Genomic DNA, 18473 nt, shown 5'->3' with positions numbered 1-18473 from the left:
CTGCGATCTTTTGATCTTGTTTTTTGCAGGGCAAAATCAAAAGATCGTCCGAACGCGGCCCGAGCCTTCGGCAACTCCTACAGGGGTTCGGTTGAACTTGGTGGAGTGTGCGCTCCTCTACAGGGAAACCTATGGAGGATTGGCCATGAGCGACGACCTGCAAGCCCCGGATGTGAACACCTGGCAGCGTCTGTTCGAGGATGAGACGTACTGGCAGCAATCCCCCGACGCCCACTATTTCGACCTGCAACGCATTGCCGACGACCTGCTCGGCCAAGGCGCCATCGACCTGGAGCAGTGGCAGATCCTGCGCGCCAAAGCCGATGATTTGCACAAGGATTCCCCCGCCGTAAACGTCGCCCGTGAACTGGACGACCCCCAAGCCTGAGGACAGCCCCATGAAACCCATCACCCAAGGCGAACACCCCGACGAACCCCGGCCACCGGGCGAAACCGAACGCGACAACGACGCACTGCGCCCCACCGATCCAAAACAGCGCGAGCGCAGCGGCAAAGGCACCCCCAGCGGCGAATCGACCGCGCAGGACACCGCAAAGCAACAAACCGAAGCCAAGCCCTGAACAGCGTCTATGCTCAGTGGCACGCCCGCGCCGAACACACGTCGGCGCTGGGCGCTGCCATTCATCACAGGGAAAGTATCGCTTATGAAGCTCAACGCACTGGCCAAGGCCATCACCCTCGCAACTGTACTGTCCACCACCAGTTTTGCGGCACTGGCTGCCGATATTCCGTTGTCCGCCACGGTTGAGGCGGATAAGGTCACCACCAAAGTGATTTCCGTCGATGCGGCCAATCATCAGGTGGTACTGGAAGGCGCCGAAGGTAAGCCGGTTCACGTTCAGCTCAGCGACAAGGCAAAAAACCTAGGCAATCTGAAGGCCGGTGATAAGGTCGATATCGAAGTGCAGCGCTCGGTCGCCGCTTATCTCGATACCGATGTGGATAAAGGTCTGCCTGGCTCAGTCGAGCGTAGCGGTGAGTTGCGCAAGGCCCCGGGCAGCGATAACCCCGGCGGCGAAGCGTTCCGTCAGGTTCAGGTACAACTGAAAATCACCAAAATTGATTTGAAGAAAAACCAGGTGACCCTGGAAAACCCATCGGGGCAATCGAAAACACTCGACGTCAAACGGCCAGAGATTCAGGCGAAACTCAAGGATTTGAAAGAAGGCCAGAGCGTCATCGTCACTTACACCGATATATTAAAAGTGACCAGCGAGCATGAGAGCTGAGTATTAACTCTACAGAATGATTATTCTTGTACAGCTTGTTGTATGAGAATAATCATACTATTTGAGTTCAACCAAGAGACTGGAAAGTTTGCCGGGAAATATCGGCGATACACAGTTTTTAACTTTTCAGTACATAAATTTCATGATTATGCCTGACGACATAAGCGCCAACTTCCATTAAAATCCCTTCCGTTCGCCCAGTGTCAGGGCTCTTTACCGGTGCATGGATTGCCAGGCCATTACACTGGGCGAACACCTCTTCGGAGGTGTATGTATACAATTTCAGATAAAAAAACGGCGACTTATAAAAGTCGCCGTTTTTTATTGCCACCGATCAGGCTGATGTGCGTATAGCCGGTTTACCCTGTTGCCCCTGAAAACGTTTGAGCGTGGCCTGATACATTTTGGTTCGCCGATGTTCTTTGCCGTAGGTGCCTGCCGCCGCCACGGTGCCGGACTGGATATGGTCGAGGTAACGGAATATCTTGCGTGGCGAAAGAAACTTGATGCCATAGCCGCGCGCCGCCATGCGGTCCTGTAGCGTGTAACCCGGCACGCGATCATCCATGCAGAAGTGCAGGCCTTGGGACTTCATCAATCGAGCATTCCACAAGGTGCAGAAACTCTTCAGATGAGTTTCCCTGTAGGGTTTTGGTTCTTTCGAGCGCAAGCCCAACTGTTGTTTTGCGCGACGAACATAGTGCTTGCAAAAACGCGAAGTTAAGCGCCAGGTATCTCTCAATGCGCCGCGATTGATTTGCTCGACACAACCGACCGCGGCGATATCCGCAGACTTTGTGCACTCAAGCATCATCATTGCGAAGACTTCCTTGTCGTAGACAAAGGTGTCGGTGTGCAACAAAAACAGATAATCGCTTTCAACTTTCTCCAGCGCCAGATCCAGTGCCTTGCCATGGGCAATGTGTCCAGGCTCTTTGCCCGGTGAGCGCCGTTCGATCAGATTGATCCAGTCAAGCGAACGCAAGTAATCCAGACTTTCATCGGCTGAATCATTGTCCACCACCCACACTGGAATCCGCTGTTCCTGAACGTGCTCACGCAACAGCTCCAGACACATACGAGTGAGGTCCGGGGTCTTGTAATTGACCAACACAAGACTGAACTTCGACGGTAGTGGGGCGGGTAAATTGAATGCGCTCATGGGCAAAGACTCATCCACGGATAAAGGGGCGACAGTGCTTTCTTGAGCTCGGATGCTAACGGTGCAACCTTAGGCGAACCTTAATTTGCCGTTTTTGCAGCGCGGCGCCGTTGTATCGAGATGAGACCGAGTCAACGCCTCAGCTTTTTTCATGAATTACACGCTAGAATGCGCGCCCTTTTAACGCCTCAAGGATGATAACGGCGTCGCCGTTGGGTCACGGATGAAACCACTTTCCCTCTACCACCCGGCCTTGTACTGGCTACGCGTGTGGCAAAAAAGACTGTTCCGCCAGATCGCCTGGCGCTGCTCCAGCAAACGCTACGCTCGACCGGCCGCCACCGCCGAACGTCTGCCGTATCGCTACCTCAAGCACACCTCGAAACTGATCCGCAAACTCGGCGACTCCGACCTCGTCCTGCAACACAACAAGGTCATCAACCTTAAACTCGCCGTTGCCGCCATCGACGGCGTCACCATTGCCCCCGGCGAACACTTCTCCTTCTGCCGCCTGGTCGGACGCCCGACACGTCAACGAGGTTATGTCGAAGGCATGGAGCTGTCGTTCGGCGAGGCGCGACGTGGCGTCGGCGGGGGCATCTGTCAGCTGAGCAACCTGATCCACTGGATGGCCATTCACTCGCCGCTGGTGGTGGTCGAGCGTTCCAACCACAGCTTCGACCCGTTCCCGGATGAGGGGCGCGTGCTGCCGTTCGGCTCCGGCGCGGCGATTTTCTATAACTACATCGATCTGGTGCTGCACAACCCGACCGACCGGCACTTCCAACTGAAGTTGAACGTGGGCGAGACGCAACTGGACGGCGAATTATTGTGTGATCAAGTGCGCGATTATCGATATCACGTGTTTCAGCAGGCGCACCGGTTTGTGCGGGAGGCGGGCAGGGTGTTTCGCGAGAATGAGATCTGGCGAGAGATCAGGAACAAAGGCCAGGTCGGTGAGCTGGTGAAACGTGAACGGCTCTATCGCAACCGCGTGGTGGTCAAGTACGCGGTCGCCGACGAGTTGATCGAATAGAGGGTTTTTGCCTGATTAGTTTCTGAAGTAAAGCTCATCCAGTTGGCGTCGACGAATTGATACGTACTCGTTCCAGACGGCGGGGAAGTCCTGAACTTTGGTCAGCGGAAAGGTCAGGTAAATGAACTTGCCGACAACTTGTATGTATTGGCGCGCACGTTTGAAAGCAGGCTGTTCGTAGAGCGAAATACCCTCATCGTAAGCGTCGTGGTGGTGATGAATACTCATGCGGTGGGGCGCGATCATTACCCGGGCAAAATCAATCACCCAGCTGCTATCCATGCCCGTGCTCAAATAACCGTAAACCCCGTCACTTGAGAGCCGAATACACGACTGGGCCTCCGTGCCTTCATCGTCATTGACCACAATGATCTGGTCGGCGAAGTACTGAATACTCCTGTCGTCAGGCCCTTGCAGGTGCAAGCCCCAACCTTCTGCGTCCATGCGGAACTCACCGTTGTTTTCAAAGGTGGCGGTCCAGCCATTGGCCAATGTGATCACGTGCTTATTCATGGGGTCTTCCCTGGTTCATTTGATTCGACGTTAAAGCTTTTCTAGATCGACAGTGCAACCTCTGTCCTTCAGCCTTTGCAGTTCCGCAGCGAATGAGTATTTCGGCAGGTCCTGATTTTCCTTGTCGTACACCTGCCGGAGCAGTCGGAACAGCACGCCAATCGTTGTTGTATTTGTTTCACCAAGGGCCTCAATCAGGTCGTAGCCTTGCGCCGATAGAAAAGTGATTTTGCTTTTGAGGACGTAATAAGCGGTGATGTTACAAAGCAGTCCCTCTGCGTCAACATAGTTTTCCTTCAGGGTTACGACGTACGTTTCGAACAGCCGGGTCAGGGTATTTTGCGGGGTGTCCTGCGTTTTCAGTGCAGCACACAGGCCTTGCCAATTGCCGATATGCAGGTGATCCCCCCAGTCGCAGCCGCGGGCAAAATAGCGTCCGCTGCCTTTGAAAAAGTCCGGGATCTCATGCTGATCCAAAGCCGTTTGAAAACTGTCGGTCACGGGGGTATTTCCTGCGGTGGTTATCAGGTGGCGACGCCACGGTCCGAACCGGGCGCGAACATCAGGTGTTCATCTTCCAGCCTGTTCCGGCAGCGCTCGACAAATGCCAAGGCAGCCGCTGAGTCGATCAGGAACAAGGCGTAGGATTTCTCGCTGATTGCGTAGTATTCCTCATAATCGACCAGACGATTGCTCACGGGTATGGAAACGTAATGGCGACCCGTGGTGGTTTCGACACCGAGGGTGAAGCGTTCAGTCCGGTTAACCAATGTTTCGTCGAACTTCAATTGTCACCTCGCTCGATTGCTTCAATACGTGGTTCGTAGCCTGACAGCCTGTTCGTCAGGCTATCGTCGTCTGAATACTTTTGCTTGAGCTGTTTCAGACGCTCATCTGTTCCTCGGCAGGCGTGATTGATTGCGCTGATGACCTGGGCGAGGTTGTCGGGATCCGTCGGATCAGGCTCGGGGATGTCGGCGCGAAGCGTGTCACAGGTGGCTCGGTCGTTGATGAAAACGGCGACGTCGGCGGGGAGTTGGCTGTGGGCATTGGCTGCATTGGAGGTAATGGGGGAGGTCAGCGCGAGGAGCAGGAAGAAGGGGGCGGCGTTCATGTTTTGACTCGTGATTGGCGCTTTTTTCGGGCGGTGCTGGCTGAGTGGCTGCGACTGCGTTCACGCTGTGCTACATCCAGTGTATAAATAAATTTGGCCTCATTTTCGACACCTGGCTCGCCCTGAAACAAGCTTGCAGCTATTTCAGGCTCAGCCAGTTTTCGAAGAGACATATCTATCCCGCCTATCCTCTATGGATATTGTCGTAGTCAGTTGCTTTAGGAGTAGAGTTAATGCCTTTCTTCTCTTGAGAGTGATAGTAGTCTTCGATGCTCAATGTGGAGTCAATTTTGGCCGTCAAAATGCACGCTTCAGTTTGCCAAGGATAATTCAGGTTTTTATTCATCATGGCAGGTCGTTCGGTGCGATCCCATACTTTGTACTTAGTATCGCGCCAACGGCGTGGTGGTCGGTTGGAGAGTTTGTCATGAACCACAGTGGTTGGATCTAGATGGCGGAATTGTTCAAGGATCGGTAACTCCGGCAATGGCTGACTTACGTCCATGTAGCGCTGCAAGGTATCCCAGAATGCCAGGCATTCTTCACGACTCATTCCTAACGATTGGACCTTGCCTCCAAGGAAAATCTCGAAATCACTGTAACGGTGATGTAACCAAATAGCCGTACTGCTGTTGCCGTGGGGAGATGGTCGCAATTCCATCGATGCATCGAATTCATAAAATGGTGCAGCGAAGGCAGGACGAAAACGGCGAGCGACGGTGAGTATTCCCGTTTTTCTATTGAATTCGCTGCCATCGTGCTGGAAAACTTGTAGGAACTTAACAAACAAGTAGTCCCACCCTACCAGTCCCATGGCTACGCTAACTACCATGGCTGCACTTCCTATCAGTAGATTTTCGCCGTACACAGGATTGCCATAATCGATAACTGATGCCGTAGTGCATGTCAGGATGCCAAACGACATTTGGGTTAGGTATTTTTTATATTTTGGTTCGTCAGACCACATGAACCAGGAGCTAAATCCCATCATTAGAAGGGCGAATAGTGGAATTATTGAAGCGATCGCCATGGAGGAGTACGTACTATGGTTCTTCATCATGTGATCTAAAGGTCGGGATATTGCCCCGGACATAACTAAAGTCCAAAATATCCAAGGTACAAAGGCGATGCAACTCCATTTTAAAAACGGGTGCAATATTTGGATCCTGTTTGAGTTGTCAAAGCGCCAGTGTTCATTGTTTTTAGCGTAGATTTCTTTTTTATCTTCGGTTTTCTCACGCTTATTTATTTGATGAAGCTGCGCACTTACGTCCTGCCAAGGCTCAAGATTTGCATAGTTTCCCCAGTAGAGAGCACTTCGAAGTAAACCAAAATTCTTCGATTCTCCAGTCCGTTTGTGAGCAGGTAATTTAGGAATTACCTGGCTATTGAATGCCGCAATTCCATATCTATCGGTTTGTAATTCTGTAGAGTTCATCTTTTTAAGAAATCTCTTTGTTCTATCAACCAATAAGGCACGTCGTCTGCCCCATCATTATTAGTTGGCTGAGGAGCAGAGTATGGCTCTGATGAATTTGCGTCGGTTGTGGCAGAAAAATATAACAGTACTCCCGAGGTTGTAGAATGAATTTAGGCGGTCAAGATGCACGGTTCAGTTTGCCAAGGGTAATTCAGGTTTTTTTTCATCATGGCAGGTCGTTCGGTGCCATCCCGTACTACATGAATCCATTGTGAATCCATTTCCACTGATTTTCAGTTCTTTTCAATGGTCTGTTAGTTTGTAATGTTTGGTGTTTGTAGTTGTTTGTCCTCTAGCTGTTTTCTGGAATGTGAAACTGAAATTCTAGGGTTGGATTCTTTAATTACCATATCCAGTCGCGCTCTGTGAAGACTGCATTTAGTGGGAGTATTTTACGAAGTGTTTCTATATAGTTTTCGAATAATTCTTTTGTTGGTCTAGCTTCAAAGCCGACCATTAATTCTGATTCTTGGGCTACGATGATATTTCTTTTTCTATCAATGGTGACAAATTTATAATCGCCCCAGTTGGATGATTTTTCAATATGGGGCGTGTTGTCCCAGCTTAGAAAAAATTTGGCTGCTATAATTGCCATGCCAGCAGGGCCGGCGAGCATGATAAATAATGCCGGGTCATATGCGATGATGCCGATAATGGATGCTAGGAATAATGCTGAAATAACTTTGAATATTGTGGCGGCAGCTTTCGGGAAGTTAAGTCTTGATTCTTCTATCCCTGATACATCGCTAATTGTGTAAGTATAGATTTTTTTTTGCCGGACAACGAGTATCCACAAATAAACGCACATCAGGGTCCATACGATTCCAGCGTGAAGGCTTAGGAATACAGATCGCTCTGGTTCGGGCAAAAGAATAACGTAGATTTCGTAAAATCCATTCGTGATCGCCGTTAGCCCTATTAGAGTTAAGATTGCCATACCTATGTCCATATGCACTGTGTCTCGAGGTAGCGCCTTTGTTGTCCACGTCATTAGTAGTTTTGAATGCGTCGATGTTTCTTGGTTCGAAAATTCTTTGGCTTTATCCATATTTTCATTTTTCATAGCAGGAGATTTTCATTAATTAAGAATGGGGAGTACGGTTGCATTGTCGCGTCCTCCGAGTTTCTGCACGGCTAAGTTGCTCTTGTCTAAAGGGTTTAAGCGTGCGTCTTTCTGGTCGTCTACGCCATCATCTGTAAGCTCCAATTGGTAGCGGTAGCCTCTATCGCCTTCACCAGAAGCAAGAATTTCAGTAGGGTACCAGATCTGGAATTCAATATTTTGAGCGTCAGCAGTGAGAGGAACTCAAGTTTGCCTTGAGTTTCGGGAACACCGTGTGGTCATCGCCGAAGATCAGTTTGTGCGGCGCGGCGCTGTGCTGGAGGCGCTGTGCTGGAAGTGGTAGTGAATGCCTTCTTCTTCGCACAGGCGCTGGATGAAATGCAGGTCCGATTCATCGTACTGCACGCAGTAGATGCGCTCGGGGTAGACCGCGCCGGTCTGGAAAGCGTAGGCATTGCCTTGGATGCCGTGTTCGTCCAGCACATGGCTGATGATTTTCGGCACGCTGAGGCATCTGGAAGATGCGCTGCGCGAGGTACGCCAGTTGTGGGCGCAGGGTCAGCGAATAGCGCGTCAGGCGTTTGCCCGAGTCGCCCTGCGCGGCGCGGTAGATCTGGCCGTGGATGCCGCTGACGTCGGGCTACAGTTGCAGGAAGGCCGGTTTGTGCAGGAGGGTATCGAGAACCACGATATTTGCTCATTGGCCAACTCAGGTTTAAAACGAAAACCTAGTTGCTGGCTCTTTGGTCGTGCAAAAAAATCAATTTTTGTCGCGTCCCTCTTCAAAACTTGTAGACGGTCGAGTAAGTTTTTTTGCGAGTACTAAGAATTTGTCAATGTCAGCTTTAGGTAGGTGTACCGGTATATATAGGTAGTTGTCTTCAAGGCGCATTTTTGGATTGTGATGGCGCTGGACAGCGACTAAATTTCGCTTTCTATCAGTAATTACGAGATTTGGTCGATCCCAAGTGAATCTCAAACTTTTTGTCGGGTTTTTCCAGTTTAAAAGATGTATGGCACTTACTATAGAGATTCCAGCGGGACCGGCTAGTAGCCATGCTGCTGATGGGTTGAAAATAATAAATACTAAAACTGCGAAGAGGAATATTCCAGATAGCCATTTGAAGAAGGTCCCAGCAAGCTTCGGGAAGTGGGTTTTGTATTTGACATCGATTTCTTTGTCGGTAACTACGTAGTGGTATATATATTTTTGCCGTATCACCAATGTCCAGAAATATAAAGTCATGCAGAGGCATACAGTTCCGAAGTGCGCGCTTAGAAATATTGAGCGTTTTTGTAGTGGGAGCTCAAGATAAAATATTTCATATATTCCATTTAAGAGAGCAGTTAGTCCGATTAAGGTAAGTGCAATCATGCCCATGTCCATGATTGAAGTATTGTGAGGTAGAGCTTTGATTGCCCAAGACATCTGGACATTGCCCGCAATTGGTGCCTGTTCGATAGCGTTTTTGTCTGGTATTGAAGTAGTCATTTATTTTTCTCAAACGGAGCTCGCATCAAGGTGCCACGTATTCGACCGCCTAGTATTTGATTTAGATGTGTGTGAATAAAAAGTTCTTTTTATGTCCTTATTCCTGTCAGTATGTTGGCTGGCTGTTCAGTTGATTTAAAGATATTAAAATTAGTGTTGGCTTGGTGTTTTAATGCTCACCATTTCCAGTCTTCTTCAGAAAAAATTGCATCATCTGGAAGTATTGTATGAAGTGTTTTTAGATACTTATCGAACAGTTTGCCTGGTAGTCGAGCTTCAAATCCAACCATTAAGTTGGTTTGGTGGGTTACTATTATATTTTTTTTCGATCAACTGTTACAAATTTATATTTATCCCAGTCGCTACTCGTTTCGGTATGTTTTTCATTTTTCCAGCCTAAAAAGAATTTTGCAGAAATTATGGCCATGCCGGCTGGCCCCGCAAGTATTATAAGCATTGAGGGGTCGTATATGCATGCGCCGATAATCGCTATCAAAAAAAACGCTGAAATTGATTTAAATATATAATTCGCTATTCTTGGAATAGTTTAGTTGTGACTCTTGAGTTTCGAAAGTTCGATTGATTTTATAGTGGTAGATTTTTTTTTGGCGAACGACAAGCTTCCATAAGTAAATTGTCATAATCGTCCAGGCGAACCCTGCGTGGAGACTCAGAAATGTCCATTGATCTTTTTCAGATAAGTTCAAGATATAGACTTCGTGCATCCCGTTTGCTACGGCCGTTAATCCGAGTATCAGCATTGCCGCCATGCCGATATCCATAAACCTGGAGGCGTGTTGTCGCGTTTTTATCGACCACTCCATAATAGGAGGAAGTTTATTTGTATTTTTAATATTAGCGAGGATTGGAGTGTTATTATTTTGGCTCATTATCTTTTGCTTCATTTACTCGAGAATAGGAAGAACTGCTGCATTTTCACGTCCTCCTAATTCTTGTACTATGAGAGTGCTGTCATCCAAAGAACTAATTCTAGTATCATTTTGGTTATTGATTCCGTCGCCTACGAGTTCCAGTTGATAGCGGTATCCTCTGTCTCGTTCTCCGGAACTTAAAATTTCAGAAGGGTACCATATTTGGAACTCAATGTTTTGCGCATCTGCTGTCAAAGGTACCCAGGTCTGCCATACCAATGACTCTCCCTTCCCGGATACGGGCGGTATAAAAATAAAGCGGTAAATTTATTTTCTATAAAAACCAGCTCAAGTTCACTGTTGATGTGCGATGCCTTCGTTGAAGGCCCGACATAAAACATTGTTAGGTAGGGGACGTATTAAATTAATCCGATAACAGGACATCATAGAAGCTTCACAAGCGAGTCGACAGATTTAAGATCTGTGCTCTAGGCAAGAGATCATTAGATATATCCCCTTGATAATAGGGTCGGCCTCCGCCGACTCATCGGGGCGCCGAATCAGGCAGTGCTCATCGGGACATTTACTTTGGCTTTGATGATAGGTACATCTGGAGATAAGTATGGCTTTATGAAGTTGGCTACGTTCTCTTTTTGTTTTGGCTTGCAAAAAATGTTGATGCTGTAACTTATGGTTTTTCCAAGGCGCTGGTTGAAATGAGTAAATTTCAAGTCGACTACTTCGCGATTAGTTGCAATAGCTAGTTGGGTGAAATCTTTCCATTCATATGTGAGGTGATGGTATTGGGTATGCATTTCCCGGTAATTCTTCGAACTGGCCATAGAGAGGTACATTAATCCCATCCCTCCAGGCCCAATTAATGCTCCTATCAAAAAGGCAGGGTCTATCGTCGCGAGAATGATGAATATGATCGCTGTGATGCCAGTGAACCATTTTAAGAAAGTTAACGTCCATTTGGGAAGATCCTTCCATTCGCAGCACTCCAACCCGGATTGAGTGAAGCGAAACGAAAAGTTCATTTTTTGATGCGTCATGGATACTAGTGCGGTAGCAACTGTTATGAAAAATAATGAAGTTAGAATCCCACTGAAGATGGGGTCGTCGTCCATGCTCTTATAGATCAGGAACGACCCTATCGATATTGCGGTTAGGCAGGACCAAAACATTATGTCGGCAACAAAAGTGTTGTAATTCCTGGCGCGAATAGTCCACCCTAATAATTCAGTTTCACTCCCAAACTTCCATTCGTGCTGCGGAGGCAGTTCAGGGGTAGGGATGAGCTTTAATTTTGCGTAATTCATTTTGTCTTCCAGTTTGGTACTGCTAGAGTCAGTGTTTTAGTGCTTTTTTGACTCAGTACGATATCATCTTTTATTTCGCCGCTAGATATGTCGTTGACACTCTCAGCGTTTCGGCTGGTTGACTCCATAGCTATTTTGAACATGTACCCGCGACTATTTTCACTCTTTTGGAAGGAGCCGGGAGGGTATTTTATTTCTATTTCGAAGGCGGGATCGTCATTCGATGTTTCAATCCATACTTGCCATAATCGATGCTGGTCTGTTTTTTTGTATACGAAATCAGGTGGATTAGTTTTTGGTCCAACGTAACTGGGGAGCTCTCCTGTGAGCTTTGGGTCTATCCAATTACCGAGAAGGAACTGGTCGTAAAACCCTGCCTGCGTGGCTTCCAGCTTATTTTTCGAAAAATAATTATTTTGTATCATTGCCGGCTGTAAAGCGACATTAATTCCGTCTAATGAAGCAGGAAACTGTATTTGGGCCCAGAAACCAAATGACTTTCTTGGTGTACTTCCTCCTCCATAATATAATGCTCTCCCCACAACGCTTGGTCGTTGCAGAGTTTCAAGGAGTGTTTGCATTTGTTTGGAGTGACCGTCACTTCCTAACCATTCAGGCAGGGCACCGCGCCCCCAGTTGCAACGGTATAACCACAATCGCAATCCTTCGCGCTTATAGCGGTTTGCTGCCATAGTTATCATGAGGTAAGCAACTCCGAGAACCGCTAGAATTATGGTGACCGGATTAGACATTACCCATGCAAACCCAAACCAAAAGCCAAGGGCGGCTCCAACAGTTTGAATGCCTGCAATGGCAAACATTCCCAATACAATTATTCTTTTTGTTTTTAGCAGGTTTTTTTCTGTGTCACTTGTTGCGCCTTCAATGTCTTTGGATAATTGCCAAGCCTCAAGCCCTGTCGCAATTACTCCAAATACAGCCCATGTCAGGGTCCGCAGAATCAGGCCTTTTGAATATGTTGCCATCTTGTTAGCAGCAGTCACGTCTGTACTTCCACTACCGTTCGTCTTGATTGCGGTTTTGGCTTCATCTATCCATTGTGCATAACTGGCTTGTGCTAGTTTCAGCGTTTTTTCACCCACTTCCAGGGACATCGCTCCAGCGCGACTCCAAGCAGGGCCGACCCACAACGCAGCAATAGCATTGGCGGCGTATGCAGCGCTTGATCCTAAATTTCGTAATTCATCTTTCGTAAAGTTACCGTCGTTTTGCGCTTGTTTCGCCGTGTTGTAAACGTTCCACACATTCAAACCAACCAGCAAGGCAGGCAAAGCATTGCCCAGGTTCTGTCCCACCCATGTTTTTGTGCGTGTCACATATTCAATGGTGCCTGCGCTTCTCAGTTGTGCAGCCAACTCTGACTGCCCAAGGTCGGCGAGCCAGCTGTTGATTTTAGGAAGGCCGGCATCCAGGCGAGTGCTGCCAGACGCTTTCGCAACGATTTGATGGGGTTGCGTCGAGAACAGGACTTTGAGCTCTTGTTCAAACGCTTGCAGAGATATACGCGCCGAGCGCTGATCGTAAGCAGCCCCCGGGCGCTCCAATACCCCTCTGGCACCGTCCATCTTCTTGTTCAGGGTGCTCAGCTTCATCTGCCAGGCTTGGTATTCACGCTGGTAGTTCGGATTGAAGGAGAGTTGAGTTGCGCTGGAAATTTCGGTGGAAATCAGCACTTGCGGCACAGCGAGTGTCAGTGCGATTTCTTGTTTCATCGCAGGTAACAGCAGGGTGCTCAATCCATGCCATGCATCTTTGGCCTGGTTGTTGGCGACTTTAATCAACGTGGCCAAGGATTGCTTGGCAGCGTTACTCACTGCTTTGTAAAGCTTGCTGTTTTTGACGACATCCAGATCCAGTACGGCTTTGATTTCTGCAACTCGGGTGGCGATGTTCGTGGCGTCGCTGGATGAGGTCGGCGTCAAGGTCGCGGCGCTGCCGTCTCCTTCGCGACCTTGGTCATCCAGATTGCCGGTGGTCGTGAAGTTGTGCGTCACCTGCTTGATCAGGGTGGCGAGTTCCGGGTTGAAGTTGAACAGTGCCATGCCGAACAGCTTGCTCGGTTGCTTGGCTTGCTTGCACAACCATTCCTGGCCTTTTTCACCATTGCCCAACAGCGTGTAAAGGGCATGGGCCGTTTCTATAAGCAGGCACGCCTGAGCCTCATCGGTGGTGTCATGGAAGACCGCTTCGGCGCTCGGGCTGAGCAGGTCTAGCCATTTAATCAGGTCCTGCTCGCTACGCTGGCAATGGTCTTGAAGTCGTTGTGCTTCGGTGGTGGTCTTGCTCAGGTATTTCTGTACCTCGTCAAAGCGCACGTCTTCACGCCAGTAACGCTTGGCGTTCCATTCCTCAAGGGCGGCCTGCCATTTTTCACGATCGGGCAGGTGTCCCCATTTGGCTTTGAATTTTGCTTGGGCAGCTGTGGTTGAAGAGGCTGAGCCCATCTCTACCATCGCTGCTTGATCACCAGTAACAAGGTCCTTGCCGCGCTCCATTTCATCATTAGTGCCCAGAAGGTTGTAAAGATCATCGGCGTAGTCTTGGCGCTTGATCGGATCTTTGATCGAGTCCGGCGTAAATGAGTTGGTGTCGAAACCACACAGGTTTTGCACAGCGATCGCGCTTTGCAGTTTGTATTGATTCAGATTTTCAAACCGACCCTGCTCCATAAGCCTGCCGGCAAGGTTCATGCTCAGGTCGTCGACCATCGCCAGCGGGTCCTCCAGTGCGATAAACAGGGCAGTGTCCTGTTCCGGGACTTTACCGCGCACCAAGGCTTCTTCGAAGGCTGGCTTGAAGGGGCCACCTTTTTCTGGTGCTTGGGTGGGCAAGAGGGTGCTTTTGAACGTGGGGGATGTTTCACCGGCGGCGAGGATGTCCGAAACGCTTTTACCCAATTCGGTAATCGGGCCGCCGTGACCCACTTTTCCACTGGCGCAGAAACCCGCCAAGTCAACCTTGCGCATCCATTGGGTCTGTTCCGTTGCACTGCTGCGCATCAGTTCGCACATGCGCCAAGTCCATTGGACGGGCGAGTAGGCGATACGCAATTGATTGCGACGGGGATAGAGCAGATAGGGGTGCGTTTCACCAGGGTTATTGCGCACATCCTGATTCAACTGGCCGTCAGCCCATTTGTGACGGGTGAATTGTTCGCCTTTGACTTGGTACTCGTGGAAGGTCTTGTCGACGCTGTCCCACACATACAGCCAGCCGTCGCGCAGTTGGCGAAGGGTGTAGCTGCGGGTCTTGAGTTCGGCCGGTTTACCTGACCAGTTCTTGGGCAGTGGATTCGGACCCTGAGCGCTGCCTTTTTGTGGGGATTCATCCAGCGCGTAGCGCACGGGAAAAATGGCCACTTCGCCAGCCATCAATGAGCACTGGCCAGATCCCATGGGCGCATTGGTAAATGCCTGGTTTCGGTTGGCCTGTTTCAGTTGAGCTTCGGTCGCGGGCTGAGTCATCACACTTCCTTGTTTATTTCGATGTCCAGGCAATCGTTATCCATTTGCTGGATACGGATTTCCGGTGCGAGTCTGTAGGCGTCTGGCGTACGGGCCAACCAATCCTGATAAGGCCCTTTGGGGCTTTCGCTGAATCCTGCGCCCCACCGGAGGCTGTATTCGACCCAGATGGCGAGACTGCGTTCGCTCGACAGCCCCCAAGCCTGAGCTTCGTCCAGGCGTTGAGAAAACCACTCGGTACGAATGCTTTTGTCCAGGGTTGATAGAGGCCGAGGATGGTATTGCTCAAAGTTATCGTGCAGTCGCTCGATAAACTGCCAGCGTGCAGCCTGAGCAAGTGCGTCCAATTGTGCCTGACCCAAAAGGGCGTAGTTATCCTTCCACTGCGGTGTCGAGGAGTTACGCTGAAAATTTACCCATTGAACGGGGGCGGCTGTCTCCCAGGAATGCAGCTCTTCGGGCATCGACCACGATTCAATCGGGCCAAGTATCGCATCCAGATGTTCGCCCTGATAACTGCCGAGCCAATGCCGTGTGACCAGCGGGTCGGCAAAGCGGAGCATACCATTGCCCCCCAGCACGTCGGATGGGGCGATGAACCGTCTCAAGTGATCGGCGACGATGCTGATGGGCGCGCGGCTGGAGAGGAGGCTCGCGTCTATCTGCTGGTCAGGATTTTGGTACGTCTGCGTCAGTAGGTTTGTGGAACCCAAAGACCTGACCAGTATCGGCCCCAAATCCTTCAACTCTGCCCATCGTGTTCCCAAGTACAACGGTTCGATCTCCAGCGGTTCGCCGAGCTGATAGAGACTTGGGATCGCATCGGGACGCAGGACCCCATCAATCAGCAAAAAGTTGGCGTTCGACGGGTAGCTCATTTGGCGGCGTCCTTCGCGGCTTGCGCGGCAGCTTTCTCACAGATTTCACAGCGTGGTGTACGGCGCATCAACGCTTGCCGCTGCGCCGGCACCAGCAACTGCCCAGCCTTATCCGCATCCGCCTGCTTCAACGGCCCCGGCAACAACGGCGCCGCCCCCGTGCCGCTGCCCGGTCCACCACCAGAGTTGATGTTGATCACCGGCCCACTCAGGGTCACCCCACCCGCATCAATCTTGATAAAACTCCCACCACCAATCAGCGTCAGCTCCGCACCAGCCTCCATCACCACTTTCATGCCGCCGCTGAGGTGAATTTCCTGCCCCGCATCCATGAACTGCCCAGTGCCAATCTTGACGTGCTGATTCACCCCCACCGTCAGGTGGTCACTGGCCTGCGCCTCAACTTTGCGATCTTCATAAACCGTGTGATGTTCCTCAGCCTTGAACTCGCTGTAGCTGTTCTTCTCGACCGTGTCGTGACGCTCATTACCAACCCGAATTTTCTGGTCGTGCTCAATGTTTTCATCCCAATCGCGCTGGGCGTGCAGATAAATCTGCTCCTGACCTTTCTTGTCCTCGATGCGCAGTTCGTTGTACCCGCCGCCACCCATCGAGCTCAGGGTCTTGAACGTGCTGCGGGTCTTGTTCGCCGGCAGTGCGTACGGGACGGTGTTTTCCTTGTGGTACAGGCAGCCGCTGATCAGCGGTTGGTCGGGGTCGCCTTCAAGGAAGGTCACCAGCACTTCCATGCCGATGCGCGGGATGGCGATGCCGCCGTATTGGGCGCCGGCCCAGGCGCTGGAGACGCGCAGCCAGCAGCTGGTTTTGTCGTCGGCCTGGCCTTCGCGGTCCCAGTGGAACTGGACTTTGACGCGGCCGTATTCGTCGCAGTGGATTTCTTCGCCTTTGGGGCCGGTGACCACGGCGCTCTGGCTGCCGAGGATGCGCGATTTGGCGTGGCGCAGGGGTGGGCGGTTGGGCACGTCCCACGGCGTGGCCTGGAAGCGGTTGCGGTAGCCCTGGTGGAAATCGTCTTTGAGTGCGGTGGTGTCGCTGGTCACCGATTCTTCCAGCACTTGCGGCTGTTTGCCTTCGTGGTGGACTTCGGTGAGCAGCCAGAGGTCGTTCCACTTGGCTTTCGGGTGTTGGGTCAGGGCGAGGAAATGGCCGCTGACCAGCAACGGTTGGTCGCTTTTGCCTTCGGCGAGCTGGAAGTCGCTGCGGTGGCGTTCGAGAGCGCGTTTGGCCAGGTGTTTGCCGCGCGCGCGGTCGACGAAACGGCCGGGGTAGTCGTAGTCCTCGAGGTCGGGCAGGGCGTCGCCGCGGTGTTCGCTTTCGAGGGTGAGGCGCGGTTTTTCGAAGTCGTAATCGCGGCGCGTGGTGCGGCTGGTGCGGGTTTCCAGGCGCAGGTCGAAGCGCTTGATCACCGGGTCGCTGGCGACCATGCCGGAATCTTGCTGGTAGGCCACGGGCTGGAGTTTCGGGAACACCGTCTGGTCATCGCCGAAGATCAGTTTGTGCGCCGTGGCGCTGTGCTGGAAGTGGTAGTGAATGCCTTCTTCTTCGCACAGGCGCTGGATGAAGTGCAATCCGATTCGTCGTACTGCACGCAGTAGATGCGCTCGGGGTAGACCGCGCCGGTCTGGAAGGCGTAGGCATTGCTCTGGATGCCGTGTTCTTCCAGCACCTGGCTGATGATTTTCGGCACGCTGAGGTTCTGGAAGATGCGCTGGTTGATGCGGTGCGCGAGGTACGCCAGTTGCGGGCGCAGGGTCAGCGAATAACGCGTCAGGCGTTTGCCCGAGTCGCCCTGCGCGGCGCGGTAGATCTGGCCGTGGATGCCGCTGCGGGCGACAGTTGCAGGAAGGCCGGTTTGTGCAGGAGGGTTTCGAGGTCCAGCGACGGTTTTTCACTGACCAGTTCCACCTCGAACACGAAGGGCTGGCTGATGGCTTCCCGGCCTTGCAGGGTAAACACCTGAAAGTCGGCGGGGAGACCTTCGATGGTCAGGGCAAAGTGGGTTTCATTGGCCGGCGCGAACATCCGTTGTTCCTCGTGCTGTACAGCGGCGCTCGTCGACGGCCGCGAAAGCGGGTCAACGTACGCGAAATTCTGGAGGGGCGTAAACAACATCGACCAGCAGAGCTGGCCGATGTGTGAAGCGATCAGCCGTAATTAAACGACTGGAGCACGCCAGTCATCGGAACCCGAAGTACCGGATACTTCGTGGGTCCAGGTGATTTTACGGTAGGTGAACTGCACTTCTTCCAGGTGGGTGAAGTGCGAGTTGCCTGGATCCTGGCAGTTGTGCATTTTGTTGTTGATGGCGACGATGATCGCGTCTTCCAGTTTGGTGGTGTAGTAGTGCTCTTGAGTACCTTGAGCCGAAGTACGGAACCACTGGATAACGATTTCGCTCATGCGCTCGCCCGAAGTCAGAGCAGCTTGCAGCAGAGGCGAAGCCTTGTCGTAGACCTTGGTGATCACAACTGGCTTGTGAACGCGTTGGCCGGTTGGCTGACCGGATTGTGGGTCACGCGGGATGATCACGTCGTGGCTGAAAGCCTGAACCATCACTTGGTCTTCGTGGCCTTCCTGGTAGGTGTTGCCTACGGAGTCAGCGGTGAATGCGCCTGCGGTGATCAGGCCTTGTTTTTCGCCGGTAACCGACATGTACGCTGGTGTTGCCATGGGGTGCTCTCCTTGCGGAATAATTTAAGGTGCCCGGGAGGCGAAATCGCCCGGTGGGTGCCTGACTGTTATCAAGGACCATGCCAGCTTTTGCCAAGTCCCCGGCAGCCGGGGG

General features: G+C 51.3%; 17 protein-coding genes and 2 pseudogenes. 4 read left to right on the top strand and 15 right to left on the bottom strand.

The genetic code is table 11. The features are described from left to right. The first annotated feature begins 145 nt into the window (after nt 1–145). From PMI37_RS19830 to PMI37_RS19820, 3 genes are all read left to right on the top strand, one after another. On the top strand, nt 146–388 hold the full coding sequence (locus PMI37_RS19830; RefSeq protein WP_008084199.1) for a hypothetical protein: 243 nt from the start codon (nt 146–148) through the stop codon (nt 386–388). 10 nt (nt 389–398) lie between these two features. Continuing rightward, nucleotides 399–581 (top strand): hypothetical protein, encoded by a 183-nt coding sequence (locus PMI37_RS19825; protein ID WP_008084197.1) that lies wholly within the window; start codon nt 399–401, stop codon nt 579–581. Between the two features lie 84 nt (nt 582–665). Further along, entirely contained in the window at nt 666–1250 is a 585-nt protein-coding gene (locus PMI37_RS19820; protein WP_008084195.1) for a hypothetical protein, read from the top strand. Nucleotides 1251–1584: 334 nt separating this feature from the next. Here PMI37_RS19820 and PMI37_RS19815 read toward each other — a convergent pair whose 3' ends face one another. After that, entirely contained in the window at nt 1585–2412 is an 828-nt protein-coding gene (locus tag PMI37_RS19815; protein ID WP_008084194.1) for a glycosyltransferase family 2 protein, read from the bottom strand. Nucleotides 2413–2635: 223 nt separating this feature from the next. On the opposite strand from PMI37_RS19815, the gene PMI37_RS19810 reads away from it, so the two are divergent. After that, nucleotides 2636–3448 carry a VanW family protein gene (locus tag PMI37_RS19810; RefSeq protein ID WP_008084192.1) on the top strand — a complete coding sequence of 271 codons (813 nt, stop codon included), beginning with the start codon at nt 2636–2638 and terminating at the stop codon, nt 3446–3448. Between the two features lie 15 nt (nt 3449–3463). Here PMI37_RS19810 and PMI37_RS19805 read toward each other — a convergent pair whose 3' ends face one another. From PMI37_RS19805 to PMI37_RS19740, 14 genes and pseudogenes are all read right to left on the bottom strand, one after another. Beyond that, a complete protein-coding gene (locus PMI37_RS19805) occupies nt 3464–3961 on the bottom strand; it encodes a hypothetical protein (protein WP_008084189.1) in 498 nt (165 codons plus the stop codon). Nucleotides 3962–3991: 30 nt separating this feature from the next. Then, nucleotides 3992–4462 carry a hypothetical protein gene (locus tag PMI37_RS19800; protein ID WP_008084188.1) on the bottom strand — a complete coding sequence of 157 codons (471 nt, stop codon included), beginning with the start codon at nt 4460–4462 and terminating at the stop codon, nt 3992–3994. Nucleotides 4463–4485: 23 nt separating this feature from the next. Further along, a complete protein-coding gene (locus PMI37_RS19795; RefSeq protein WP_008084184.1) occupies nt 4486–4749 on the bottom strand; it encodes a hypothetical protein in 264 nt (87 codons plus the stop codon). Further along, a complete protein-coding gene (locus tag PMI37_RS19790) occupies nt 4746–5075 on the bottom strand; it encodes a hypothetical protein (protein WP_008084182.1) in 330 nt (109 codons plus the stop codon). The genes PMI37_RS19795 and PMI37_RS19790 overlap by 4 nt, the downstream gene beginning before the upstream one ends. 184 nt (nt 5076–5259) lie before the next feature. Then, the gene (locus PMI37_RS32275; RefSeq protein WP_238552717.1) at nt 5260–6513 is read right to left on the bottom strand and encodes a hypothetical protein; all 1254 of its coding nucleotides are present in this window, start codon (nt 6511–6513) and stop codon (nt 5260–5262) included. A 385-nt stretch (nt 6514–6898) separates the two neighbouring features. After that, nucleotides 6899–7618, bottom strand: a complete 720-nt coding sequence (locus PMI37_RS30955; RefSeq protein WP_008084178.1) for a hypothetical protein — start codon at nt 7616–7618, stop codon at nt 6899–6901. Between the two features lie 256 nt (nt 7619–7874). Next, nucleotides 7875–8300: pseudogene (locus tag PMI37_RS31390) on the bottom strand (contractile injection system protein, VgrG/Pvc8 family); the annotation flags it as partial. Nucleotides 8301–8378: 78 nt separating this feature from the next. Beyond that, complete coding sequence (locus tag PMI37_RS30950; protein WP_008084174.1) at nt 8379–9110, bottom strand: hypothetical protein; 732 nt, start codon at nt 9108–9110, stop codon at nt 8379–8381. Between the two features lie 515 nt (nt 9111–9625). After that, nucleotides 9626–10000 (bottom strand): hypothetical protein, encoded by a 375-nt coding sequence (locus PMI37_RS19765; RefSeq protein WP_045123208.1) that lies wholly within the window; start codon nt 9998–10000, stop codon nt 9626–9628. Nucleotides 10001–10542: 542 nt separating this feature from the next. Beyond that, a complete protein-coding gene (locus PMI37_RS19760; RefSeq protein WP_045123207.1) occupies nt 10543–11304 on the bottom strand; it encodes a hypothetical protein in 762 nt (253 codons plus the stop codon). Next, nucleotides 11301–14789: a T6SS effector BTH_I2691 family protein gene (locus tag PMI37_RS19755; protein ID WP_008084171.1), complete on the bottom strand. Its 3489-nt coding sequence runs from the start codon at nt 14787–14789 to the stop codon at nt 11301–11303. The genes PMI37_RS19760 and PMI37_RS19755 overlap by 4 nt, the downstream gene beginning before the upstream one ends. Then, nucleotides 14789–15667: a DUF4123 domain-containing protein gene (locus PMI37_RS19750; RefSeq protein WP_008084169.1), complete on the bottom strand. Its 879-nt coding sequence runs from the start codon at nt 15665–15667 to the stop codon at nt 14789–14791. Before PMI37_RS19750 ends, PMI37_RS19755 begins: the two co-directional genes overlap by 1 nt. Next, a pseudogene (gene tssI, locus PMI37_RS19745) lies at nt 15664–17710 on the bottom strand (type VI secretion system tip protein TssI/VgrG). The gene PMI37_RS19750 and the pseudogene tssI overlap by 4 nt, the downstream one beginning before the upstream one ends. Before the next feature lie 132 nt (nt 17711–17842). Further along, complete coding sequence (locus PMI37_RS19740; protein WP_007919523.1) at nt 17843–18358, bottom strand: Hcp family type VI secretion system effector; 516 nt, start codon at nt 18356–18358, stop codon at nt 17843–17845. Nucleotides 18359–18473: the final 115 nt, after the last annotated feature.

The sequence above is a fragment of the Pseudomonas sp. GM80 genome (assembly GCF_000282515.1).
Lineage (GTDB): Bacteria > Pseudomonadota > Gammaproteobacteria > Pseudomonadales > Pseudomonadaceae > Aquipseudomonas.
The sequence above is the reverse complement of the archived record's forward strand: the minus strand, read 5'-3'. Positions and strand labels throughout refer to the sequence as shown.